Raw genomic sequence first — 16,077 nt, forward strand, 5'->3', positions numbered from 1 at the left:
TAATCGGGAATTTAAAATGGAAAGGATAATTGCTGTAGATATATCAGGGCGGCATCGGCATAATTCCAGATACGTGATGGTATGTGCGGCTGTATCCCTTTCGGTGTCGGGAGGGCATGTGAAACAGATACATGGTGTAAATATCAAACCATTTGTGAGTGACACCCCTCCCGAGGTTGTGGATGTTGTGCAGATGATTGAAAGAACAGTTGAAGGAATGGAAGGGATTACCATAGTGGCAGAGGAAGGGGATCTTTTCAACCAGCCTGAGTGGCTTTCAAACAGTATGTTTACCGCATCTTTCAAGTACCCTGAATCCCTGAGTGAAAGGATGGGTATAGAAATCGCTCACCATATATCCTTAAGCAGTCGCAATTTACTTCTTGATCCCCGGTCATGGGAACTAATCAAAGATAATCTGTAAATTATATTTTCCTAATCCAGAGTTAAACCATATGAAAGATGTCATTCTTGTACAGAGGAGAATCCCCCGTTGCAGTGAGTCGGAAAACCAACGCAAACTCGCTGAATTAAGGGAACTTGCCAGGGCTGGAAATTATAATGTAGTTCAGGAAGTGGTCCAGACCCGTTATCCTGACAGACAATACCAGATAGGCAAAGGTAAGGCAGAAGAGGTTGCAGAGCTGGCCCTTTCACAAAAACCTGCAAAAATAATATTCTACAATCCACTCTCGGTGACCCAGGTATATAACCTGTCCGAGATGTGCAAATGTGAGGTAATAGATAAGTTTCAATTGATCCTGGAAATTTTTGCAACCCGGGCTACCACCAGGCGTTCCCGCATGCAGGTTGAACTTGCCAGGCTGGAATATGAACTTCCCAGGGCCAGAAAAATCGTATCCCTGCTTAAAATGGAAGAGCGTCCCGGGTTTATGGGTCTGGGAGGCTATGAAGACTCCTATGAGCAGGATGTCAAGAAACGTATAAGTCGCATTAAAAAAGAACTCAGCACAGGACAGAGAGACAGTGAAAACCTGCGTGGTTACCGGCATTCCAAAGGTTTTTCCCTGTTGTCCCTTGCAGGTTATACGAATGCGGGAAAAAGCACATTATTCCGCACCCTGGTCGATGAAAATGTGGAGGTGGAAAATATGCTTTTTACCACCCTTTCTCCTACAACAAGATATCTGGGCATTAACGGCCGATGGACCCTCCTCACGGATACTGTGGGATTTATAGAAGATCTTCCCCACTTTCTGGTGGACGCATTCCGCTCAACCCTGGAAGATGTATTCAGGGCGGATATAATCCTGCTTGTGGTGGATATCAGTGAGCCGGTAGATGTTATAAGGAAGAAACTCGCCGTATCCCATGAAATATTCTGGGAACAGCTTGAAAAAGCTACAATAATCACCGCTATCAACAAGGCCGACCGGCTTTCTCCGGAAGAACTCAGCTCCCGGCTCAAATCGATTGCCTACCTGGCTCCCAATCCAGTGGTGGTTTCTGCAAAGACCGGTGAAGGGCTGGATGAGCTCAAGGACATTATTTATTCCCATCTGCCTGAATGGAAACGGTTTGTACTGGAGTTACCTATGTCAGGTGGAAGCATGTCTGCTGTATCCTGGCTTTTTGAGGAAGGAATCGTACACAGTGTAAATTATGGTAATACTGTTGTTATGGATGTGGAGGCCAGAAATGAGGTCTATCACAAAGCCAAATCTCTCGAAAAAAGATTAAGTTTCCGGTAATACAGCCGAATCCACCTCCAAAGATTTATAAATTCAGATTGCATAGCCTTTATTGTATGTTGATCGATCTACATGTGCACTCCTGTTTTTCAAAAGATAGTGATTCTCAATTTGATTCCATCCTGGAATGGGCTAAAAAAAACGGGCTGGATGGGGTTGCAATATGTGATCATGACAGTGTTGAAGGTGGTTTTGCCTGTGCCAGGCGTGCAGCAGAAATTGCTTCGGACATATTGGTAATTCCGGGGCAGGAAGTAAGTTCTACTGAAGGTCATGTGCTAGTGCTGGGTGCATCGGAAAGTGTGCCTGCTTCAATGAGTGTCCTTTCCACCATCGAATATGCACACGATCTTGGCGGCCTTGTAATTATTCCTCATCCCTACAAAAAAACCTCTCATGGGATCGGGTACCTGAAAGGTCTGGATGTGGATGCAGTTGAAGTTTTCAATTCCCGTTGTTTAACTCCTTATGCCAATACAAGGGCAAAGATAGTTGCCGAAAGGCTGGGCTTGCCTCAAGTTGGAGGTAGTGATGCCCATGAACCATGTATGGTTGGCAGGTCCTATACTGGCATCGATGTTGAGGATGAATCGGTGGATTCCGTCCTCTCCGCGATAAAAGCAGGTCGTGTAAAACCGGGGGGTAAACTGACACCTCCGAAATATGTGGTAGGACAGATGTTCAGGGGCATCAGGAAAAAAGTTAACAGTGATTGAAAATCAGGTTTTGATGTAATCTTCATGGAACATTCTTAACATCAGCAGGAAGGAAGAAAGAACCAGTGGCCCAACTACGATACCGACCAGCCCGAATAGGTATATTCCTATGAAAATTCCCAGCAGGGAGACAAAGGGATGGATTGCGCCTACCTTTTCCTGAATATAAGGACGCAGGAAATTATCTATGTTGCTGATCAGTATTCCTGCTATGAAAATAGCTCCTGCAGCAAAAAAATCTCCTTCAATAACTTTGAATATGATTGCCGGGACCCATACAAGGGGAGCTCCTACAACAGGCATTATTGAAAGAATCAGTGTGATGAATCCCCATAGCAATGCTCCCTGGATTCCAAGCAGATAAAAGGTGACTGCAAGTAATCCGCCCTGCACGGCTGCTATGAAGAAAGTGGCTACTATCGTGGAATGGATGATATTCTTCATTTCCCTCATCAATTTGTCCTTGTTGCTGTCACTGAAAGGGATTATATTGGAAGTCATGTCTTTAAGTGTCTCATCATCCGTAGTAAATAGATAGTACAACAGGAAAACCATTATAATCAGGCCGATAAGCTGGTTTCCCAGGTTTTGAATGGTTCCCAGCACAAGCTGGCTTACGAATCCCCCAATTGTTGTGACGATATCCGATGCTTTCTGTTCCAGGTCCAGAGCCGGAGCCAGTTCATTTATTTTTTGTAAATCCCCGTAGACAATATCCATATTTGCTGTTACTATGTCCAGCACCAGGCCTACCTGCTGGGATAGAAGGATTATCAGGTAGTACAAGGGAATTATTATAATTACAATAGATAGCACTATCAATACAACAGAGGCAACCCGGTTATTGATTTTCAGCCTTTTTGTCAGTAAATCATGCGCGGGTTTCATTATTACATAAATAACAAGGGCAGCAAAAAAAGCTTCAATATAAGGGTACAGGGCATAGGTAATTGCAATTGCAAGTATTGCTATAAAAAGCAGGGCGATTGCTATTTTTGCATCCTTTTCATTTTTCATCTTATACCTCCGTTTGAGGTTTGTTCCCGGGATTTGAAATAGACTCGCCTTTTTAATTGCCTGTGTTTTCGGGCCTTTACATTTTCACACGTGTAATATCGATATGACGTATTTCATCGGCTTCTATTGCAAAGAGCATTTTTTTACGCACACTGTTGGCCAGCCTGATTGCCCTTGACATAACCGGCAGGGAAAATTCATGCTGTGTACCAATCGAATGGGTCAGGTATTCGGAATGGGGAATCTTTGATGAGGACTTCACTTCGCTGTATACCCTGAAATGAGTACCGAACTTGAATCCGGTTTTAGGTACGAGTTTGCGGTTCCTGAGGTCTTCGTATACCCTGTATTTCCTCTGGAAAAGAGGCTCTATATGCGCGGCCCTTTCACAGAATTCATCAAAATTGAGTTTTTTGTCAGCTTGTCGTGTGGTTACTTCAATTATGTTGTTCTTTAGCAGGAAAGCGCCTTCTACAAGGGACAATTGCAGACGTTTCTGGTCCAGGGGTTTTCCATAAAAACCATTTTCGTACAATTTACCTGAAGCTTCACCGTCCCAGACAATGACACGATCCTCAAGCATTGTTGCAGAAGTTTGGAGGGAAGGAAACAGCTGTTCCATATTACCTGATGGGTCTGATTCCTGCACTTCATAATAGGTGATGTCGCTTTCTTCGTCCACAACTGCAATTATGAGTTGTTTGCGCACGTTGCAGGCTGATTCCAGGTTTTTCAGAAGGATGGATAGGGGAAGGGCCACTCTTTCCGAATGGACATACACATAACTTCTGGATGAGGATTTTCCGGGTTTGCCACCCCGCGGATATACCCTGAAATCCGCAACTCCCGGCTGAACGTAAAATCCACGCTCTCGAAGGTCCTTATACACAATATATTTGAGTTCAAAATTGGGGTTTAACAGGGATGCACTCTTGAAATATTCTTCAAATCCAAGTGATACGCCTTCTCTTTCAATTTCGAGTTTCTCACGGTAAAGCAGGTGTGCTGCTTCAACCAGGGTGAGCATTAAATTGCCTTTTTTGGGTCTGCCGTAATAACTGGTTTCATATATCTCTTCAATTGCCTCTTTGCCGGCAACAACCCTGTCTTCTTTCAGTTTTCCTATCAAGCCGAGCACCCGGTAAACAGTAAATAGCGATGGCACAATGAGATTTGCTTTTATTTATAAGTTGGTTTCAATCCAGTATAGAATCCACAAAAGACCTGGCAAATTCACGATAGGAGACACCTTCCAGGTGTGCATAGGATCCCAGTGTATTTTCTACTGTCATCCCGTCCCACTCACCTTTGATTCCGATTCCCCGGGAAAGTTTAATAGCAAAATCCGTCTTCTCCGGGATATCCCTTATTTCGGAATGATGGAATTCATGGCCCCTGAATGTATTTCCCTTTTTGCCTATGATCGCATCCTTTACGATTTGGCCATTATTGTAACTAACCACACGGATGTGTCCCATAAGGGTGTGGCCGGGTAATGCTCCTACCATTTCGGTGGTGGCTTCGGGCATTTCTGCCATATGGTATGTGCCTTTACCTTTTACACCGGTAGTGAGTTTCTCTGTCAGGTACATAAGCCCACCACATTCTGCATAGATAGGCATTCCTGATCTGGATGTTTCCCGAATCTCCCGGCGCAGGGATTCATTGTCCTGAAGTTGGGAGGCAAAAAGTTCGGGATATCCTCCTCCGATATACAATCCATCAACATCTGGTAACTTACTATCATGGACCGGGCTGAAATATTCCAGGTCTGCACCTGCAAGCTGGAGCAATTCGATGTTATCATGATAATAAAAATTGAAAGCCTCATCCAGTGCCACACCAATTTTAGGCCTCTTTCCTTTTATGTCACGGGATGTGAACATGGTTTTTGGAGGTTTTTCGACAGGTTCTGCAGAGTTTGCAATTTTAAGTATCTCTGCAATATCCACTCCCTCCTCCACCCTGTCCCGGATAGTCCCGATTCGCTGGTCCAGGTCACTGATACGCCTGCGTCCTTCAAGAGCCGGGATCAGTCCCAGATGACGCATGGATATCTGCATTGCATTATCCCTGCGAATGGTTCCAAGTACGGGAATCCCGGTGTAGTGTTCAATGGCTTCACTGGCCTTTTTTGCATGGCGGGAATTTCCGATATTATTCAGGATCACTCCTGCAATGTTTATACTTTCATCAAAAGAGGTGTAACCTTTCACAAGGGCCGCGGCTGAACGTGTGATGCTGCGGGCATTGATTACAAGCACAACCGGACAGTTGAGTATTTTTGCTATCTGGGCAGTACTGCCTGTGTCGGTGAAACTATCAAAACCTTCATAGAGGCCCCTTACTCCTTCGATGATGGCAACATCTGCCTTTCCGCCAGTTTCACACCCATGGGTGAATACGTCACGGATTCCTTCCTCATCCATGAGGTAGCCGTCTATATTGCGGGCATTCCTGCCAGTGATTTCAGAATGATAACTCGGATCTATGTAGTCCAGGCCTACCTTGAAAGGTTGTACCCTGTATCCCTTTGCAGTAAGGGCTGCCAGCATTCCGGCAACGATTGTCGTTTTACCGGAAGAGGAACGATCTGCGGATATCAGCAGACGCGGCATCTCCATAAGATTTTGGTCGGGCATACAATTCCTTACCGGGTAAGTTCCCTGAGCCGCTCATCTGTCAAAGCCCGGGGGTCGACCGCACAATCGCTGGCCATTATATTTCTTGCAAGGCTGCGATACACTTCGGCTATATCAGTATCCCCTGCCTTTTCAAGCACGGAATAGCCATCCCTTTCACAGTCCTGGACGATCTGCTCCTTGGGAATAAAGGCCACCAGTTCACTTCCAATTTCATTTGCAAATTTGCTTACTATCTCCTCTTCCCGGCTGACGCTGCGTGAGTTACAGATTACACCACTGAGTTTCGTATTGATACGTGACAATCCCTTGCAAATGTTGTTGGCTGCATACAGTGGCATGTATTCCCCGGATGTAAGGACATAGGCTTCATTGACAAGTCCTTTCCTGATCGGGGCAACAAAACCGCCACAGACGATATCCCCGGGCACATCGTAAATGATAAGGTCCATTTTTTTCATGGATTCGGATATCTTCTTGAGTTTCTGGATTGCAACAATGATTCCCCTGCCGGCACAACCGATACCCGGTTCAGGTCCACCGACCTCTACACATTTCACTCCCTTGTATCCCTCAAAAACCACGTCGTCTTCCTTTTCTATTTCCATACCTTCCCTGAGCAGATCCAGGATGGTGGGGATACGTTTTCCTCCCAGAAGGGTTATGGATGAATCGCTCTTGGGGTCACATCCGATGATCATGACATTATAGCCCTCATCAGCACAGGCGGCGGCTACATTGGATGCAGTACTTGATTTCCCGATGCCGCCTTTACCGTAGATTGCGATTCTTTTTTGAGGATTCATTTTACTCCTCCCGGGCAAGCTGTCTCAAGGTAGCTCCGAATTCAGATTCCACGATATTTGTCACGCCCAGTGTTTTTGGATGGAGGTCTATCTCCACAAGCACATGCTCGTGGCCCATATCTTTCAGGGGATGAACCTGCCGGGGGCCATTTGTGATTGAAATAAGTTCCATGCCTTCAAGTGCTTCCATCGGTATTGCATGGGGTACACCGGCGATTACGGCAAAATCGAAATCTCTGTAATTTGATTCTATAAGTTGCCTGACCTGCTGGCCTGCAATGGGATATTCATCCAGTCCACCTATAATTTCATCTATTTTTACGTTATCATGCATATCTGCAAGAATATGTTCTGCATGCTGGCGTACCCGGGGTAACCCAAGTCCGGTATCAAGATTTGCGAAATTGACAATGTTGTCCTCAACACCGAGTTTTTTGGCTACTTCCTGCAGGGCCACCGTTATATCCGCAAACATGTAGGCGGTTTCTTTTTTGGCATTGAGGATGCAGATTCCTTTCTTGCCTGCTTTGAGCATTTCTATGACTCTTTTTGCCACAGTATATTTTACATCACCGCGGGAAGGTTCAAGGTACTCCTTGCTGGCGGCTCCGTATTTTTTTTCGACATTTGTGGCTTCACTGAGAAGATGTTGCTGTCTTTCAAATTCCTGCCTGTCTATTATTCCAACATCAAGGGCGGATTCCAGGGCAAACAATACTCCTTTTGTGTTATCATTGTAGCCGGCATGGACCTCTACTTCGATCACAGGGGCATCCAGATTTGCTTCCATAACCGCTTCATGGAGTTCCTCGCCGATTATCATGCTCACACATGTCCCGACAACACCGATGCGTTTCGGGCTGAACCTTTCTTCGACTTTCTGTAACATATCCACAAGTCGGTCATGTCCCCCGAACACGAAACCGTTTTCATCCAGGGCAGTGGTCACAACCCGGATCCCGTCCTCTTCCAGCAACCTTGCGTGCTTGAAAGAACAACCCGGTGGCCCGTGGAGGATTGCGACTTCTACATTAAGGTCTCTCAAAGTGTACAGCGCCGCGACTATGGAACTCGGGCGGGGATGCATGATGGAAAGGTTCTTCTGCTGCATTTTTTCTCCTCTTTTTTACCTGAAACATTTTACGCAGGATATAATGGTGTCGCCGCTGTCGGTTAACGAAAGGGCACATTCCAGGCCTTCCTGCAGATTTTTCATGTGAATGATATTCTGTGAACTTAAATTTTCCATGCGTTTGCCTATCAGAATCACATGGTCAAGGAACTGTTTGTATTCTGAAAGCAATATTTGGACGTTTTCCGGAGCAAAGCCTTCGCATACCTGTGCGGCATGTTCTCCGATAATCAGCACGTTCTTTGCAGATTTATCCAGTCCCATTTCAATGGCCGATCTTGCAGAATCAATATCCAATCCGGAACTGGAGTTATCAATGAGTCTCCTTTGTTGAAACTCCACCCGCCGCATTCTTCCTTCCAAACCACTAAATCCTTCAAAGGTTCTCTTTATGTCGTGCGGGTTTGCTCCTGCCCACAGGCCGGCACATGCGCTGGCGGCAAAAGCAATTGAATATTCTTCAGGATTGTAACCTGGTTGGAGTTTGCAGTCGATGGTTTTCCCATCAGATAAGATACTGATAGTTTCTCCGGATATCCGCTGATAAGATCGGCATTTTGATTGCCGCTAGCAAATGTTATGATCTCAGTTTTTGTGTTATCTTCTATGAGGCTGGTGTCCTGATGATTCATTATAACAACAGGATGGTTCATTATCTGCCATTTGGCTTCACTTGCCCATTTGCTGTCTGAAGCGATCCTGTAGTCAGGGGTGAGGGTTGTGAGTATGCCCATTTCTCCCGTGCCAGTTGTGCCCAGGGATTCTTCCAGCACATAAACTGATGGATCAATTTCCTGCTCTTTGACAATATTAATAACTTCAAGTATACTGGCGGGAGTTATACTGAGACCTTTATGGAGCATGATATGTTTGTTTCCTGATAGGTATTCTATGCCCCGGGTTGTATGTAATATGACTTTTCTTTAAAGGAAAGTATCCTGGCCAGAAGGGTTGCAGTACTGGTCTTGGCTTTAACCCCGGTGATCTCGATTACTTTTGTTTGACTGAAGATGCCTTTCTCATGCAGTATCTGGCCGGTGATGTAATGATGGGAATAGATGGTATTTCCCTGCGATCTGGCTTTTGCAAGAACAGGATAGTTGGGGTCCAGATGGACAGGTGTGATTATAATAGTGTTTTTATCCGGCAGAGGTGGCTTGCTAACCACCTCTACTTCAGCAGGCAGGTCAGAGAATGCTTCCTTGGGAAGCGTGCCGTAAACATCCACTGCGGTTACTCTGTATCCGTGGCCTGCAAGTTTATTGCTTATCAACAGGCCACCGTGATTCAGGTCAAGCACTATGAAATGTCTCTGCCCTGCTGTCATGTGGTCTCAGAAATGATTTTAGATAACTTCCTTTGCCCTTTCAAAGACAAGGTCTGCAAGCATTTCGTGGTTACCGAGGGGTTTTCCGTAGACAACGGGAACTTCATTGCCATCGACCTCAAATTTTCCTTCATTTGTTTTGGGATCGAGTTTGAGAATCTCAGGAATGTCTTCGGTGATATGTACGCCGGATGCCAGAAATACCGGTACTGCTGCAATCCTGGTGACGCCGGTTCCCTCGAATTCATTCATGGCTTCTTGCACGGAGGGGCCGCAGTTTTCCATGAAACCTGTACGGATTACATATTCAGGATGTTTTTCTGCGATGGTGTTGGCGATGTTTGTCACTACTTCTTTGTTGTAAGGTAATCTGCTTCCATGCCCGATTGCTAGAATTCCTATTTTTTCACTCATGTGGAATACCTCTTTTTGTCAGTGTAAGATACAAGTAAAAACACCAGTCTTACTTTAGTGGGGTGTTTGTGTTACTCCCTATGAATGAGTGATTACATAAAAATAATTCGGATCGATTTTGCAGGGTGAACTTTTATTAAAAATAAGGGTGGAGGGGATCAAAAAGGGTGGATTTCAGACAACTTCGTATTCGCCATCGTCTTCCTTGTAACTGTCAGTACCTACCATTGCGGCTTCTATGGAATCAATTCCGTCCATCCATTCGGCAACAATGCCATAGGGCATATCTTCCATTTCTTTACCCGGAAGTTCCTTGCCATCCAGTACAAGGGCACCTATCCTTGCAACATATCCCAGGGCGGCCTCGAAATCTTCATCCTGTTCGGCTTCGACTGCACCTTTTATGAGGTCGGATATTTCTGATTCCCGGTCATAATCCCCGTTCAGGTAACATTCGAAGGAGACAAACGTTGCCAGTAAAGAATTCTGCAGCGATTCGATCATCATATCGGTGTCTTCGGATATGGAATCTACCTTTTTCAGAACGATTTCTTCGATACTGGAGAGGATATCAAGGGTTTCTTCTACAGAATTTTCTCTACGCTGGAAGGTAGCTATGGCCTTCAGGCATGCCAGGATTACATCATCCTGCATGTTCACAAAAATAGCGCTATCCTTCTCGGGAGTATCCCCGGATTCTTCAAGTTTGAAATTGCTTTCTCCAACTTTTTGAAGCCAGTTGTTCCATCGCTTTTCCGTATAAAATTCATGAAATATCTGTTTATCACTAGTTTCTGGCATTCTAGCCCCTCGCATTATAAATTATATCGGGATTTCCTTTTCAAAACTTAAGTTTGACTTTCTTGTATCCGCTGCATTGGTCACTTTCAATATTTCCCATGACTTCTGCAACTGTACATTTATCACCATTTTTTATTCCTGCAGGGTGGAACAGGTCGTATAATTCCTGGTCATCTGTGTCACATTTTGGTTCCTTATAGCTGATAGTGGAACCCTGGACAGCGTTGCGTGAATCAATGGCAGCAACGATCGGAGCTTTTGCCACATCAACTACGTATGCTCCTTGTTCATGAACAAAACATTCGTGCAGGGTATTTGTCCTTATTTTCCGGACTACATACTTGCGTCCCTTTTCCAGATTCATGCATGTATTCCTGAGTTTGCATTTTTCGCATTCAGGAGCTTCCCCTTCAAATATGAACTCTTCCCCTTCCCGGGCAAGTTGAGTTCCGATGAGTGTAATCATGGTATCTTCTTCATCCATAAGCATCACCTGTAATGACCAATAATCATGAAATTACTCCGGTGGTCCTTGCCACCACCTCGGCTGCGTCAGGTGTTATCCCGGTCCCGAGTATTGTGTACCTTTCCGGCCTAATTTTATGAGACTCAACAAGCGCTTGTAATATATATTTATCTTCGATGCCCAATTCATGGGCGGTTGTGGGGGCACCAATTAGCCTGAGGGCATCCCTTATTGCCTTCCAGTCCCCGCCATGCAGGTACATCATCAGGATCGTCCCGATACCACATTGTTCTCCATGCAGTGCAGGATTTGGAGCTATGCGGTTTAATGCATGCTGAACATGTGCTCCGAGCCCGAAGCGGGCCGGGATGAACCGGCGATACTCATGGCAACCCCACTTGATACAAGGGCTTTGACAACGATGCGGACCGAACTTTCAAGGTCAGGCTTAATGGAGTCTGCAGATTCTATGAGAATGTTTGCGGTCATGCTGGCTAAAGCTGCAGAGTATTCACTGAATGTAACATTCTGCAATCTGTGTGCCAGTTGCCAGTCAAGTACTGCCGTACAATTTGAGATAATATCCCCGCAGCCTGCTGCAAGTAACCTGAATGGGGCTTTTGCGATGACTTCGGTGTCGGCGATTACTGCCATGGGTGCACTTGCCTGAATGGAGGTTGTTTCTCCGTTATGTGTTATGGAAGCCCTGGACGAGACGATGCCATCATGGGAAGCTGCTGTGGGTATGCTCAGGAAAGGTACATTGTGTCTGGTAGCAGCCAGTTTGGCTACATCTATGGATTTGCCGCTGCCAACTCCCAGCAGGAAATCTGTATCCATTTCTCTGGCAATTTCCATGACATTTTCCACTTCTTCCATGGAAGCACTGGCCGAGACATGGATATGGACACTCCTGCCGGTCTCTTCAAGTTCCTCTGCGACCTTCATGCCTGCGATATCCCGGGTTTTCTGGCCCGTTACGATCAGTGCATTGCGGCCGAGTTGAAGGTCGCTGCATACATCGGCCACCTTCCCTAACATGTCGCTGCCGACCAGAACGTCCCGGGGCAGTTGCATCCATTTGTTGCTCTTGAGTTCGTTCAATTGAATTACCCTGCTCTTATTTGTGAAAACACTTATATTATATCTATCTCTTCTATAATTGTGTTTTCCGCCGGACTCTTCTGTATTATAGCCTCAACGGGATTTTTCGGATTGTGATATATAGATGAATACGTTTACTGATAAGATTTTGCAATTTGTAAATAAGTATTATATTGAACCCATTATCTATGATAGTGGTTACAACCCGGTTAATACACTAACATGGGCCCTGATACTTGGTGCATGTGTTTTTGGTGTTATAAAGTTGCTTGACCGGATGAAAGTTGAAGTTGATGAACGTTTTATTTATTCCATAATTCCCTTTATCCTGGCAGGTTCGTCCCTCAGGGTGCTTGAGGATGCCAATGTATTCAGTGCTCCCCTGAAATATCTCTTTATTACCCCCAACATCTACTTTGTGGTTTTTGTTGTGACACTTGCCTGTCTGGTAGTATCCAAAAAACTCTATGACCTTGGTGTTGTAGGCGACTGGGAAAAGACATTTGCCGCTGCGGGAGGATTGTGGTTTTTATCCAACCTGTACGCCCTGCTCTATTTTGAGGATATTGTAAGACCGGATGCACTTATCCTGATTCTGGTGATAGGGACATTGGTTGCTTTTTCCATTTACGGCCTGGCACGCTGGCAGGGAATCGGCCTGATTACAGACAGGCTCAATTTCACAATTCTCTGGGTTCATTTGATGGATGCATCTTCCACGTTTATCGGTATTGATATGCTGGGATATTACGAAAAACATGTTGTGCCTTCCTACCTGATCGATCTGACAGGCACGGCACTTGTGATGTATCCTCTCAAACTTGCGATCTTCATCCCGGTGATCTATGTGCTGGATACCCAGTTTAACGATAGCGAGGAATCAATATCTTTAAGAACTTTCGTAAAGATGGTTATTATTGTACTGGGATTGTCTCCTGCTACGAGAAACACACTGAGGATGGCACTGGGTATCTGAAATGAAACGCAATAATATTTTCCCCGGCTCTCTGGTTGCTGAAGACCTGCAGAGATACTTTATTTCACTGAAAGGCCTTTTTGTCCTGTCCGTTGCTGTATTTTTCATCTCGGCGGTGGCGGGTTACATTTATACTTCCATGAATCCTGCCTCAGCTGAGGTGTCCCTGCAGGAGTTGCAAAGTCTGGTGGATATCATCAAGGAACTTTCTCCCCTGCAGATAATGCTCTTTATTTTCCTGAACAATGCCCTGAAAAGCCTGGCGGTTATCCTGCTGGGTGTGAGTCTAGGTGTCATTCCGCTTTTGTTCCTGGCCTATAACGGTTATGTGCTGGGTGCAGTGGCCCATGTGGCCGGTGCCGAGGAGGGCCTTTTATTTGTTTTACTGGCGATAATTCCCCATGGTTTGATCGAGCTGGCGATGATATTTATCTCGGTTGCTATCGGAGTACGTATAGGATTGACCACTCTTGCCAAGCTGCGGGGCCAGACAGTATCGGTAAAACAGGAAATAACAGCAGGTGTGGCTGTTTTCCTGCGTTTTGTAGCCCCTCTCTTGCTGGTGGCATCAGTGATCGAGACATTCGTTACACCCCTGTTCATTGCCCTTGTCTGAGGGCTTACAACAAATCTTTTATTCCAGATTCTTATTATGTTGCAGAAAGATTCACGAGGATTTTCCCATGATTGACAGGAAAGAGATCATCGATATAGTTAATGATTATAATACAGACAATATCCGGATAGGTACAGTAGCTTCCCACTCGGCTCTTGACGTTTTTGATGGGGCTGTGGAGGAGGGTTTCCACACTCATGCCATATGCAAGAAGGGACGTGAAAAGACCTATACGGATTATTTCCGTGCCCAGAGGGATCAGAATGACAATGTTGTACGTGGCGTGGTCGATGATTATGTGAACTATGATAGTTTCGATGAGGTCCTGCTTGAGAAAAACCAGAAAAGCCTTGTGGACAATGATGTGCTTTTCATCCCCAACCGCTCTTTTACTTCCTACTGTGGAATCGATGAGATAGAGAATGATTTTGCAGTTCCGCTTGTGGGTAGCAGGAATATGTTGCGCAGCGAGGAAAGGGGACTGGAAAAGGATTATTACTGGCTGCTGGAAAAAGCGGGAATGCCTTTCCCGGAGAAGATCGATGATCCACAGGATATCGATGCACTCTGTATTGTCAAACTGCCCCATGCTGTGAAAAAGCTGGAGCGCGGATTCTTTACGGCTTCAAGTTATGAGGAATATCTTGAAAAATCCGAATCCCTGATCAAGCAGGGAGTCATCACCCGGGAGGCGCTTGCGGAGGCACGGATCGAGCGCTATGTTATCGGGCCGGTGTTCAATTTTGACCTGTTCTATTCCCCTCTGGAAGAGGAAATGAACCCTATCGAGTTGCTGGGCATTGACTGGAGGTTCGAGACGAGTTTGGACGGCCATGTGAGGCTGCCCGCTCCCCAGCAGATGGCCCTGGCAGAGCACCAGTTGACACCCGAGTATACGGTTTGCGGGCACAATACTGCAACCCTGAGGGAATCCCTGCTGGAGAAGGTGTTCGAACTGGCGGAAATGTATGTGGATGCTTCCAGGGAATACTATGATCCCGGTGTTATCGGTCCGTTCTGCCTGCAGACCTGTGTGGACAAGGACCTGAACTTCTACATCTATGATGTGGCACCCCGGGTTGGCGGAGGTACCAATGTGCACATGTCCGTGGGCCATCCCTATGCCAATACCCTGTGGAGAAAACCCATGAGCACTGGACGCAGGGTAGCTTACGAGGTCAGAAGAGCCATCGAAACAGAACAGCTGGATAAGATAGTAACCTGATCTGAAACTTAGTTGACAGGCGAGAAGTCCCCTTCCGTAAGGTAGGGGATGAAAGCCGTGTTATAATAATATAATTGCATAAGTTATTTATAGTTATATTAACATTTATATAACCCTATCCAATTATGCCACCTGGACAGGCTATGAGCATTTTGCTCATTATCTACGACAAACAGGGTTATTGACATTTGATGTATCCCAAATACATCCAATGAATGACATAACAACTCGTAGGAATCTCCATGCGTAAGCGTGGAGTAGTTCAATTGACAGGATAATGCGGCTAATTTGCCGCAATATCATTTTATTTATACTTTTGTGCGCCTCTCGCTTTTTTTTTCGCTAGCAAGACTCTTATGCCATAGTCTCATTATTATTATCATGAGAAGGCACCTGAACCTGTACTCACAATTTATATATTGGGAGTGTAATAAATGAAAATTGTACATGCTCAAACTGTACTGACTGACGAACAACTTGAGGCTTTGAAGAAGAAAAGCAATGAATCTTCCACAAAGGACGCCCTCAGTATCGCAGTGCAACATTACCTCGAGTGTGAGTATACCGACATGGATGATGAAATGTGGACTCGCAAGTTAGAGAAGGTCGTACAGAAAAAGAATAAGAAAGACTGAGAAGGAGAGTTCAAATGAAGATATTCGATTTAAAAAGAAAAGATGATGCAGTATCCCCGGTCATCGGTGTCATTCTGATGGTCGCCATTACTGTCATCCTCGCAGCGGTTATAGCATCGTTCGTATTCGGACTTGGCAGTCCAGAATCCGCACCACAGGCAAGTATCAAAGCAACAGATGTTAATGCGACTGGTTTCACTCTTGTACATCAGGGTGGAGATTCTATCGATCTTCAAAATGACACTAAATTGACAGTAGGTGGCAGTGAATCTACCGCTCTTTGGAATAAAACAACCATTGAAGTCGGTGAAGAAAAGGAAATTTATGATAGTGGGAACATAACTCTCACAGATGGGGACAGTATCAAACTTATTGATTCTGAAGCCAACCAGATGATTGCACAATTCACTGCAGACATCTAAACCTAACACCTACCGCCGCAGCACCTGCGGCACCACTTTTTCTCTTTTTCCAAACAACCCTGTTTT

Annotated in this window: 19 protein-coding genes and 1 pseudogene; 8 read left to right on the forward strand and 12 right to left on the reverse strand. The window is 45.4% G+C overall.

Going from position 1 to position 16,077, the window contains the following annotated elements:
- Positions 1-16: 16 nt before the first annotated feature.
- From C9889_RS08905 to C9889_RS08915, 3 genes are read left to right on the forward strand one after another with little or no spacing between them, the layout of a single operon-like run.
- The gene (locus tag C9889_RS08905) at positions 17-424 is read left to right on the forward strand and encodes a DUF2209 domain-containing protein (protein ID WP_129598890.1); all 408 of its coding nucleotides are present in this window, start codon (positions 17-19) and stop codon (positions 422-424) included.
- A gap of 31 nt (positions 425-455) precedes the next feature.
- Positions 456-1,712, forward strand: coding sequence for a GTPase HflX (gene hflX / locus C9889_RS08910; protein ID WP_129598893.1), 1,257 nt, complete (start codon positions 456-458; stop codon positions 1,710-1,712).
- A gap of 56 nt (positions 1,713-1,768) precedes the next feature.
- The gene (locus C9889_RS08915) at positions 1,769-2,428 is read left to right on the forward strand and encodes a PHP domain-containing protein (RefSeq protein WP_129598895.1); all 660 of its coding nucleotides are present in this window, start codon (positions 1,769-1,771) and stop codon (positions 2,426-2,428) included.
- Positions 2,429-2,431: 3 nt separating this feature from the next.
- On the opposite strand, the gene C9889_RS08920 is transcribed toward C9889_RS08915, so the two are convergent.
- The 12 genes and pseudogenes from C9889_RS08920 to C9889_RS08975 all read right to left on the reverse strand — a co-directional run bounded on the left by C9889_RS08920 (position 2,432) and on the right by C9889_RS08975 (position 12,110).
- A complete protein-coding gene (locus C9889_RS08920) occupies positions 2,432-3,445 on the reverse strand; it encodes an AI-2E family transporter (RefSeq protein WP_129598898.1) in 1,014 nt (337 codons plus the stop codon).
- A gap of 76 nt (positions 3,446-3,521) precedes the next feature.
- Complete coding sequence (endA, locus tag C9889_RS08925; protein ID WP_164999325.1) at positions 3,522-4,574, reverse strand: tRNA-intron lyase; 1,053 nt, start codon at positions 4,572-4,574, stop codon at positions 3,522-3,524.
- A gap of 67 nt (positions 4,575-4,641) precedes the next feature.
- Complete coding sequence (gene cfbB, locus C9889_RS08930; RefSeq protein WP_129598900.1) at positions 4,642-6,087, reverse strand: Ni-sirohydrochlorin a,c-diamide synthase; 1,446 nt, start codon at positions 6,085-6,087, stop codon at positions 4,642-4,644.
- An 8-nt stretch (positions 6,088-6,095) separates the two neighbouring features.
- A complete protein-coding gene (cfbC, locus tag C9889_RS08935) occupies positions 6,096-6,893 on the reverse strand; it encodes a Ni-sirohydrochlorin a,c-diamide reductive cyclase ATP-dependent reductase subunit (RefSeq protein WP_129598903.1) in 798 nt (265 codons plus the stop codon).
- A gap of 1 nt (position 6,894) precedes the next feature.
- The gene (gene cfbD, locus C9889_RS08940; RefSeq protein WP_129598905.1) at positions 6,895-8,004 is read right to left on the reverse strand and encodes a Ni-sirohydrochlorin a,c-diamide reductive cyclase catalytic subunit; all 1,110 of its coding nucleotides are present in this window, start codon (positions 8,002-8,004) and stop codon (positions 6,895-6,897) included.
- Between the two features lie 15 nt (positions 8,005-8,019).
- Positions 8,020-8,388, reverse strand: coding sequence for a hypothetical protein (locus C9889_RS08945; protein ID WP_129598908.1), 369 nt, complete (start codon positions 8,386-8,388; stop codon positions 8,020-8,022).
- Between the two features lie 26 nt (positions 8,389-8,414).
- Positions 8,415-8,888 carry a hypothetical protein gene (locus tag C9889_RS08950; RefSeq protein WP_129598910.1) on the reverse strand — a complete coding sequence of 158 codons (474 nt, stop codon included), beginning with the start codon at positions 8,886-8,888 and terminating at the stop codon, positions 8,415-8,417.
- A gap of 26 nt (positions 8,889-8,914) precedes the next feature.
- Entirely contained in the window at positions 8,915-9,352 is a 438-nt protein-coding gene (locus C9889_RS08955; RefSeq protein ID WP_129598912.1) for a hypothetical protein, read from the reverse strand.
- A gap of 18 nt (positions 9,353-9,370) precedes the next feature.
- Positions 9,371-9,766 carry a sirohydrochlorin nickelochelatase gene (gene cfbA, locus C9889_RS08960; protein WP_129598915.1) on the reverse strand — a complete coding sequence of 132 codons (396 nt, stop codon included), beginning with the start codon at positions 9,764-9,766 and terminating at the stop codon, positions 9,371-9,373.
- Positions 9,767-9,940: 174 nt separating this feature from the next.
- Positions 9,941-10,567, reverse strand: a complete 627-nt coding sequence (locus C9889_RS08965; protein ID WP_129598918.1) for a DUF2150 family protein — start codon at positions 10,565-10,567, stop codon at positions 9,941-9,943.
- A 40-nt stretch (positions 10,568-10,607) separates the two neighbouring features.
- Positions 10,608-11,051 (reverse strand): UPF0179 family protein, encoded by a 444-nt coding sequence (locus C9889_RS08970; protein ID WP_129598921.1) that lies wholly within the window; start codon positions 11,049-11,051, stop codon positions 10,608-10,610.
- A 25-nt stretch (positions 11,052-11,076) separates the two neighbouring features.
- Positions 11,077-12,110, reverse strand: a pseudogene (locus C9889_RS08975) (NAD(P)-dependent glycerol-1-phosphate dehydrogenase).
- Positions 12,111-12,261: 151 nt separating this feature from the next.
- Here C9889_RS08975 and C9889_RS08980 point away from each other — a divergent pair.
- The 5 genes from C9889_RS08980 (at position 12,262) to C9889_RS09005 (ending at position 16,011) form a co-directional block, all read left to right on the forward strand.
- On the forward strand, positions 12,262-13,113 hold the full coding sequence (locus tag C9889_RS08980) for a DUF63 family protein (RefSeq protein ID WP_129598924.1): 852 nt from the start codon (positions 12,262-12,264) through the stop codon (positions 13,111-13,113).
- 1 nt (position 13,114) lies between these two features.
- Entirely contained in the window at positions 13,115-13,729 is a 615-nt protein-coding gene (locus C9889_RS08985; protein ID WP_129598927.1) for a stage II sporulation protein M, read from the forward strand.
- Between the two features lie 67 nt (positions 13,730-13,796).
- Positions 13,797-14,954, forward strand: coding sequence for a formate--phosphoribosylaminoimidazolecarboxamide ligase family protein (locus C9889_RS08990; RefSeq protein WP_129598930.1), 1,158 nt, complete (start codon positions 13,797-13,799; stop codon positions 14,952-14,954).
- Between the two features lie 434 nt (positions 14,955-15,388).
- On the forward strand, positions 15,389-15,589 hold the full coding sequence (locus tag C9889_RS09000; protein WP_123136011.1) for a DUF5371 family protein: 201 nt from the start codon (positions 15,389-15,391) through the stop codon (positions 15,587-15,589).
- A gap of 14 nt (positions 15,590-15,603) precedes the next feature.
- Positions 15,604-16,011, forward strand: coding sequence for a type IV pilin (locus tag C9889_RS09005; RefSeq protein WP_129598933.1), 408 nt, complete (start codon positions 15,604-15,606; stop codon positions 16,009-16,011).
- Positions 16,012-16,077 lie beyond the last annotated feature (66 nt).

The organism is Methanohalophilus profundi, assembly GCF_004137855.1.
GTDB classification, from domain to species: domain Archaea; phylum Halobacteriota; class Methanosarcinia; order Methanosarcinales; family Methanosarcinaceae; genus Methanohalophilus; species Methanohalophilus profundi.

Coding starts and splice junctions, on each gene's coding strand:
- cfbC (WP_129598903.1), bottom strand. CDS start 6,893: ATGAATCCTCAAAAAAGAATCGCAATCTACGGTAAAGGCGGCATCGGG.
- C9889_RS08990 (WP_129598930.1), top strand. CDS start 13,797: ATGATTGACAGGAAAGAGATCATCGATATAGTTAATGATTATAATACA.
- C9889_RS08920 (WP_129598898.1), bottom strand. CDS start 3,445: ATGAAAAATGAAAAGGATGCAAAAATAGCAATCGCCCTGCTTTTTATA.
- C9889_RS09000 (WP_123136011.1), top strand. CDS start 15,389: ATGAAAATTGTACATGCTCAAACTGTACTGACTGACGAACAACTTGAG.
- C9889_RS08955 (WP_129598912.1), bottom strand. CDS start 9,352: ATGACAGCAGGGCAGAGACATTTCATAGTGCTTGACCTGAATCACGGT.
- cfbA (WP_129598915.1), bottom strand. CDS start 9,766: ATGAGTGAAAAAATAGGAATTCTAGCAATCGGGCATGGAAGCAGATTA.
- hflX (WP_129598893.1), top strand. CDS start 456: ATGAAAGATGTCATTCTTGTACAGAGGAGAATCCCCCGTTGCAGTGAG.
- cfbD (WP_129598905.1), bottom strand. CDS start 8,004: ATGCAGCAGAAGAACCTTTCCATCATGCATCCCCGCCCGAGTTCCATA.
- C9889_RS08985 (WP_129598927.1), top strand. CDS start 13,115: ATGAAACGCAATAATATTTTCCCCGGCTCTCTGGTTGCTGAAGACCTG.
- C9889_RS09005 (WP_129598933.1), top strand. CDS start 15,604: ATGAAGATATTCGATTTAAAAAGAAAAGATGATGCAGTATCCCCGGTC.
- C9889_RS08905 (WP_129598890.1), top strand. CDS start 17: ATGGAAAGGATAATTGCTGTAGATATATCAGGGCGGCATCGGCATAAT.
- cfbB (WP_129598900.1), bottom strand. CDS start 6,087: ATGCCCGACCAAAATCTTATGGAGATGCCGCGTCTGCTGATATCCGCA.
- C9889_RS08950 (WP_129598910.1), bottom strand. CDS start 8,888: ATGCTCCATAAAGGTCTCAGTATAACTCCCGCCAGTATACTTGAAGTT.
- C9889_RS08970 (WP_129598921.1), bottom strand. CDS start 11,051: ATGGATGAAGAAGATACCATGATTACACTCATCGGAACTCAACTTGCC.
- C9889_RS08980 (WP_129598924.1), top strand. CDS start 12,262: ATGAATACGTTTACTGATAAGATTTTGCAATTTGTAAATAAGTATTAT.
- C9889_RS08915 (WP_129598895.1), top strand. CDS start 1,769: ATGTTGATCGATCTACATGTGCACTCCTGTTTTTCAAAAGATAGTGAT.
- C9889_RS08965 (WP_129598918.1), bottom strand. CDS start 10,567: ATGCCAGAAACTAGTGATAAACAGATATTTCATGAATTTTATACGGAA.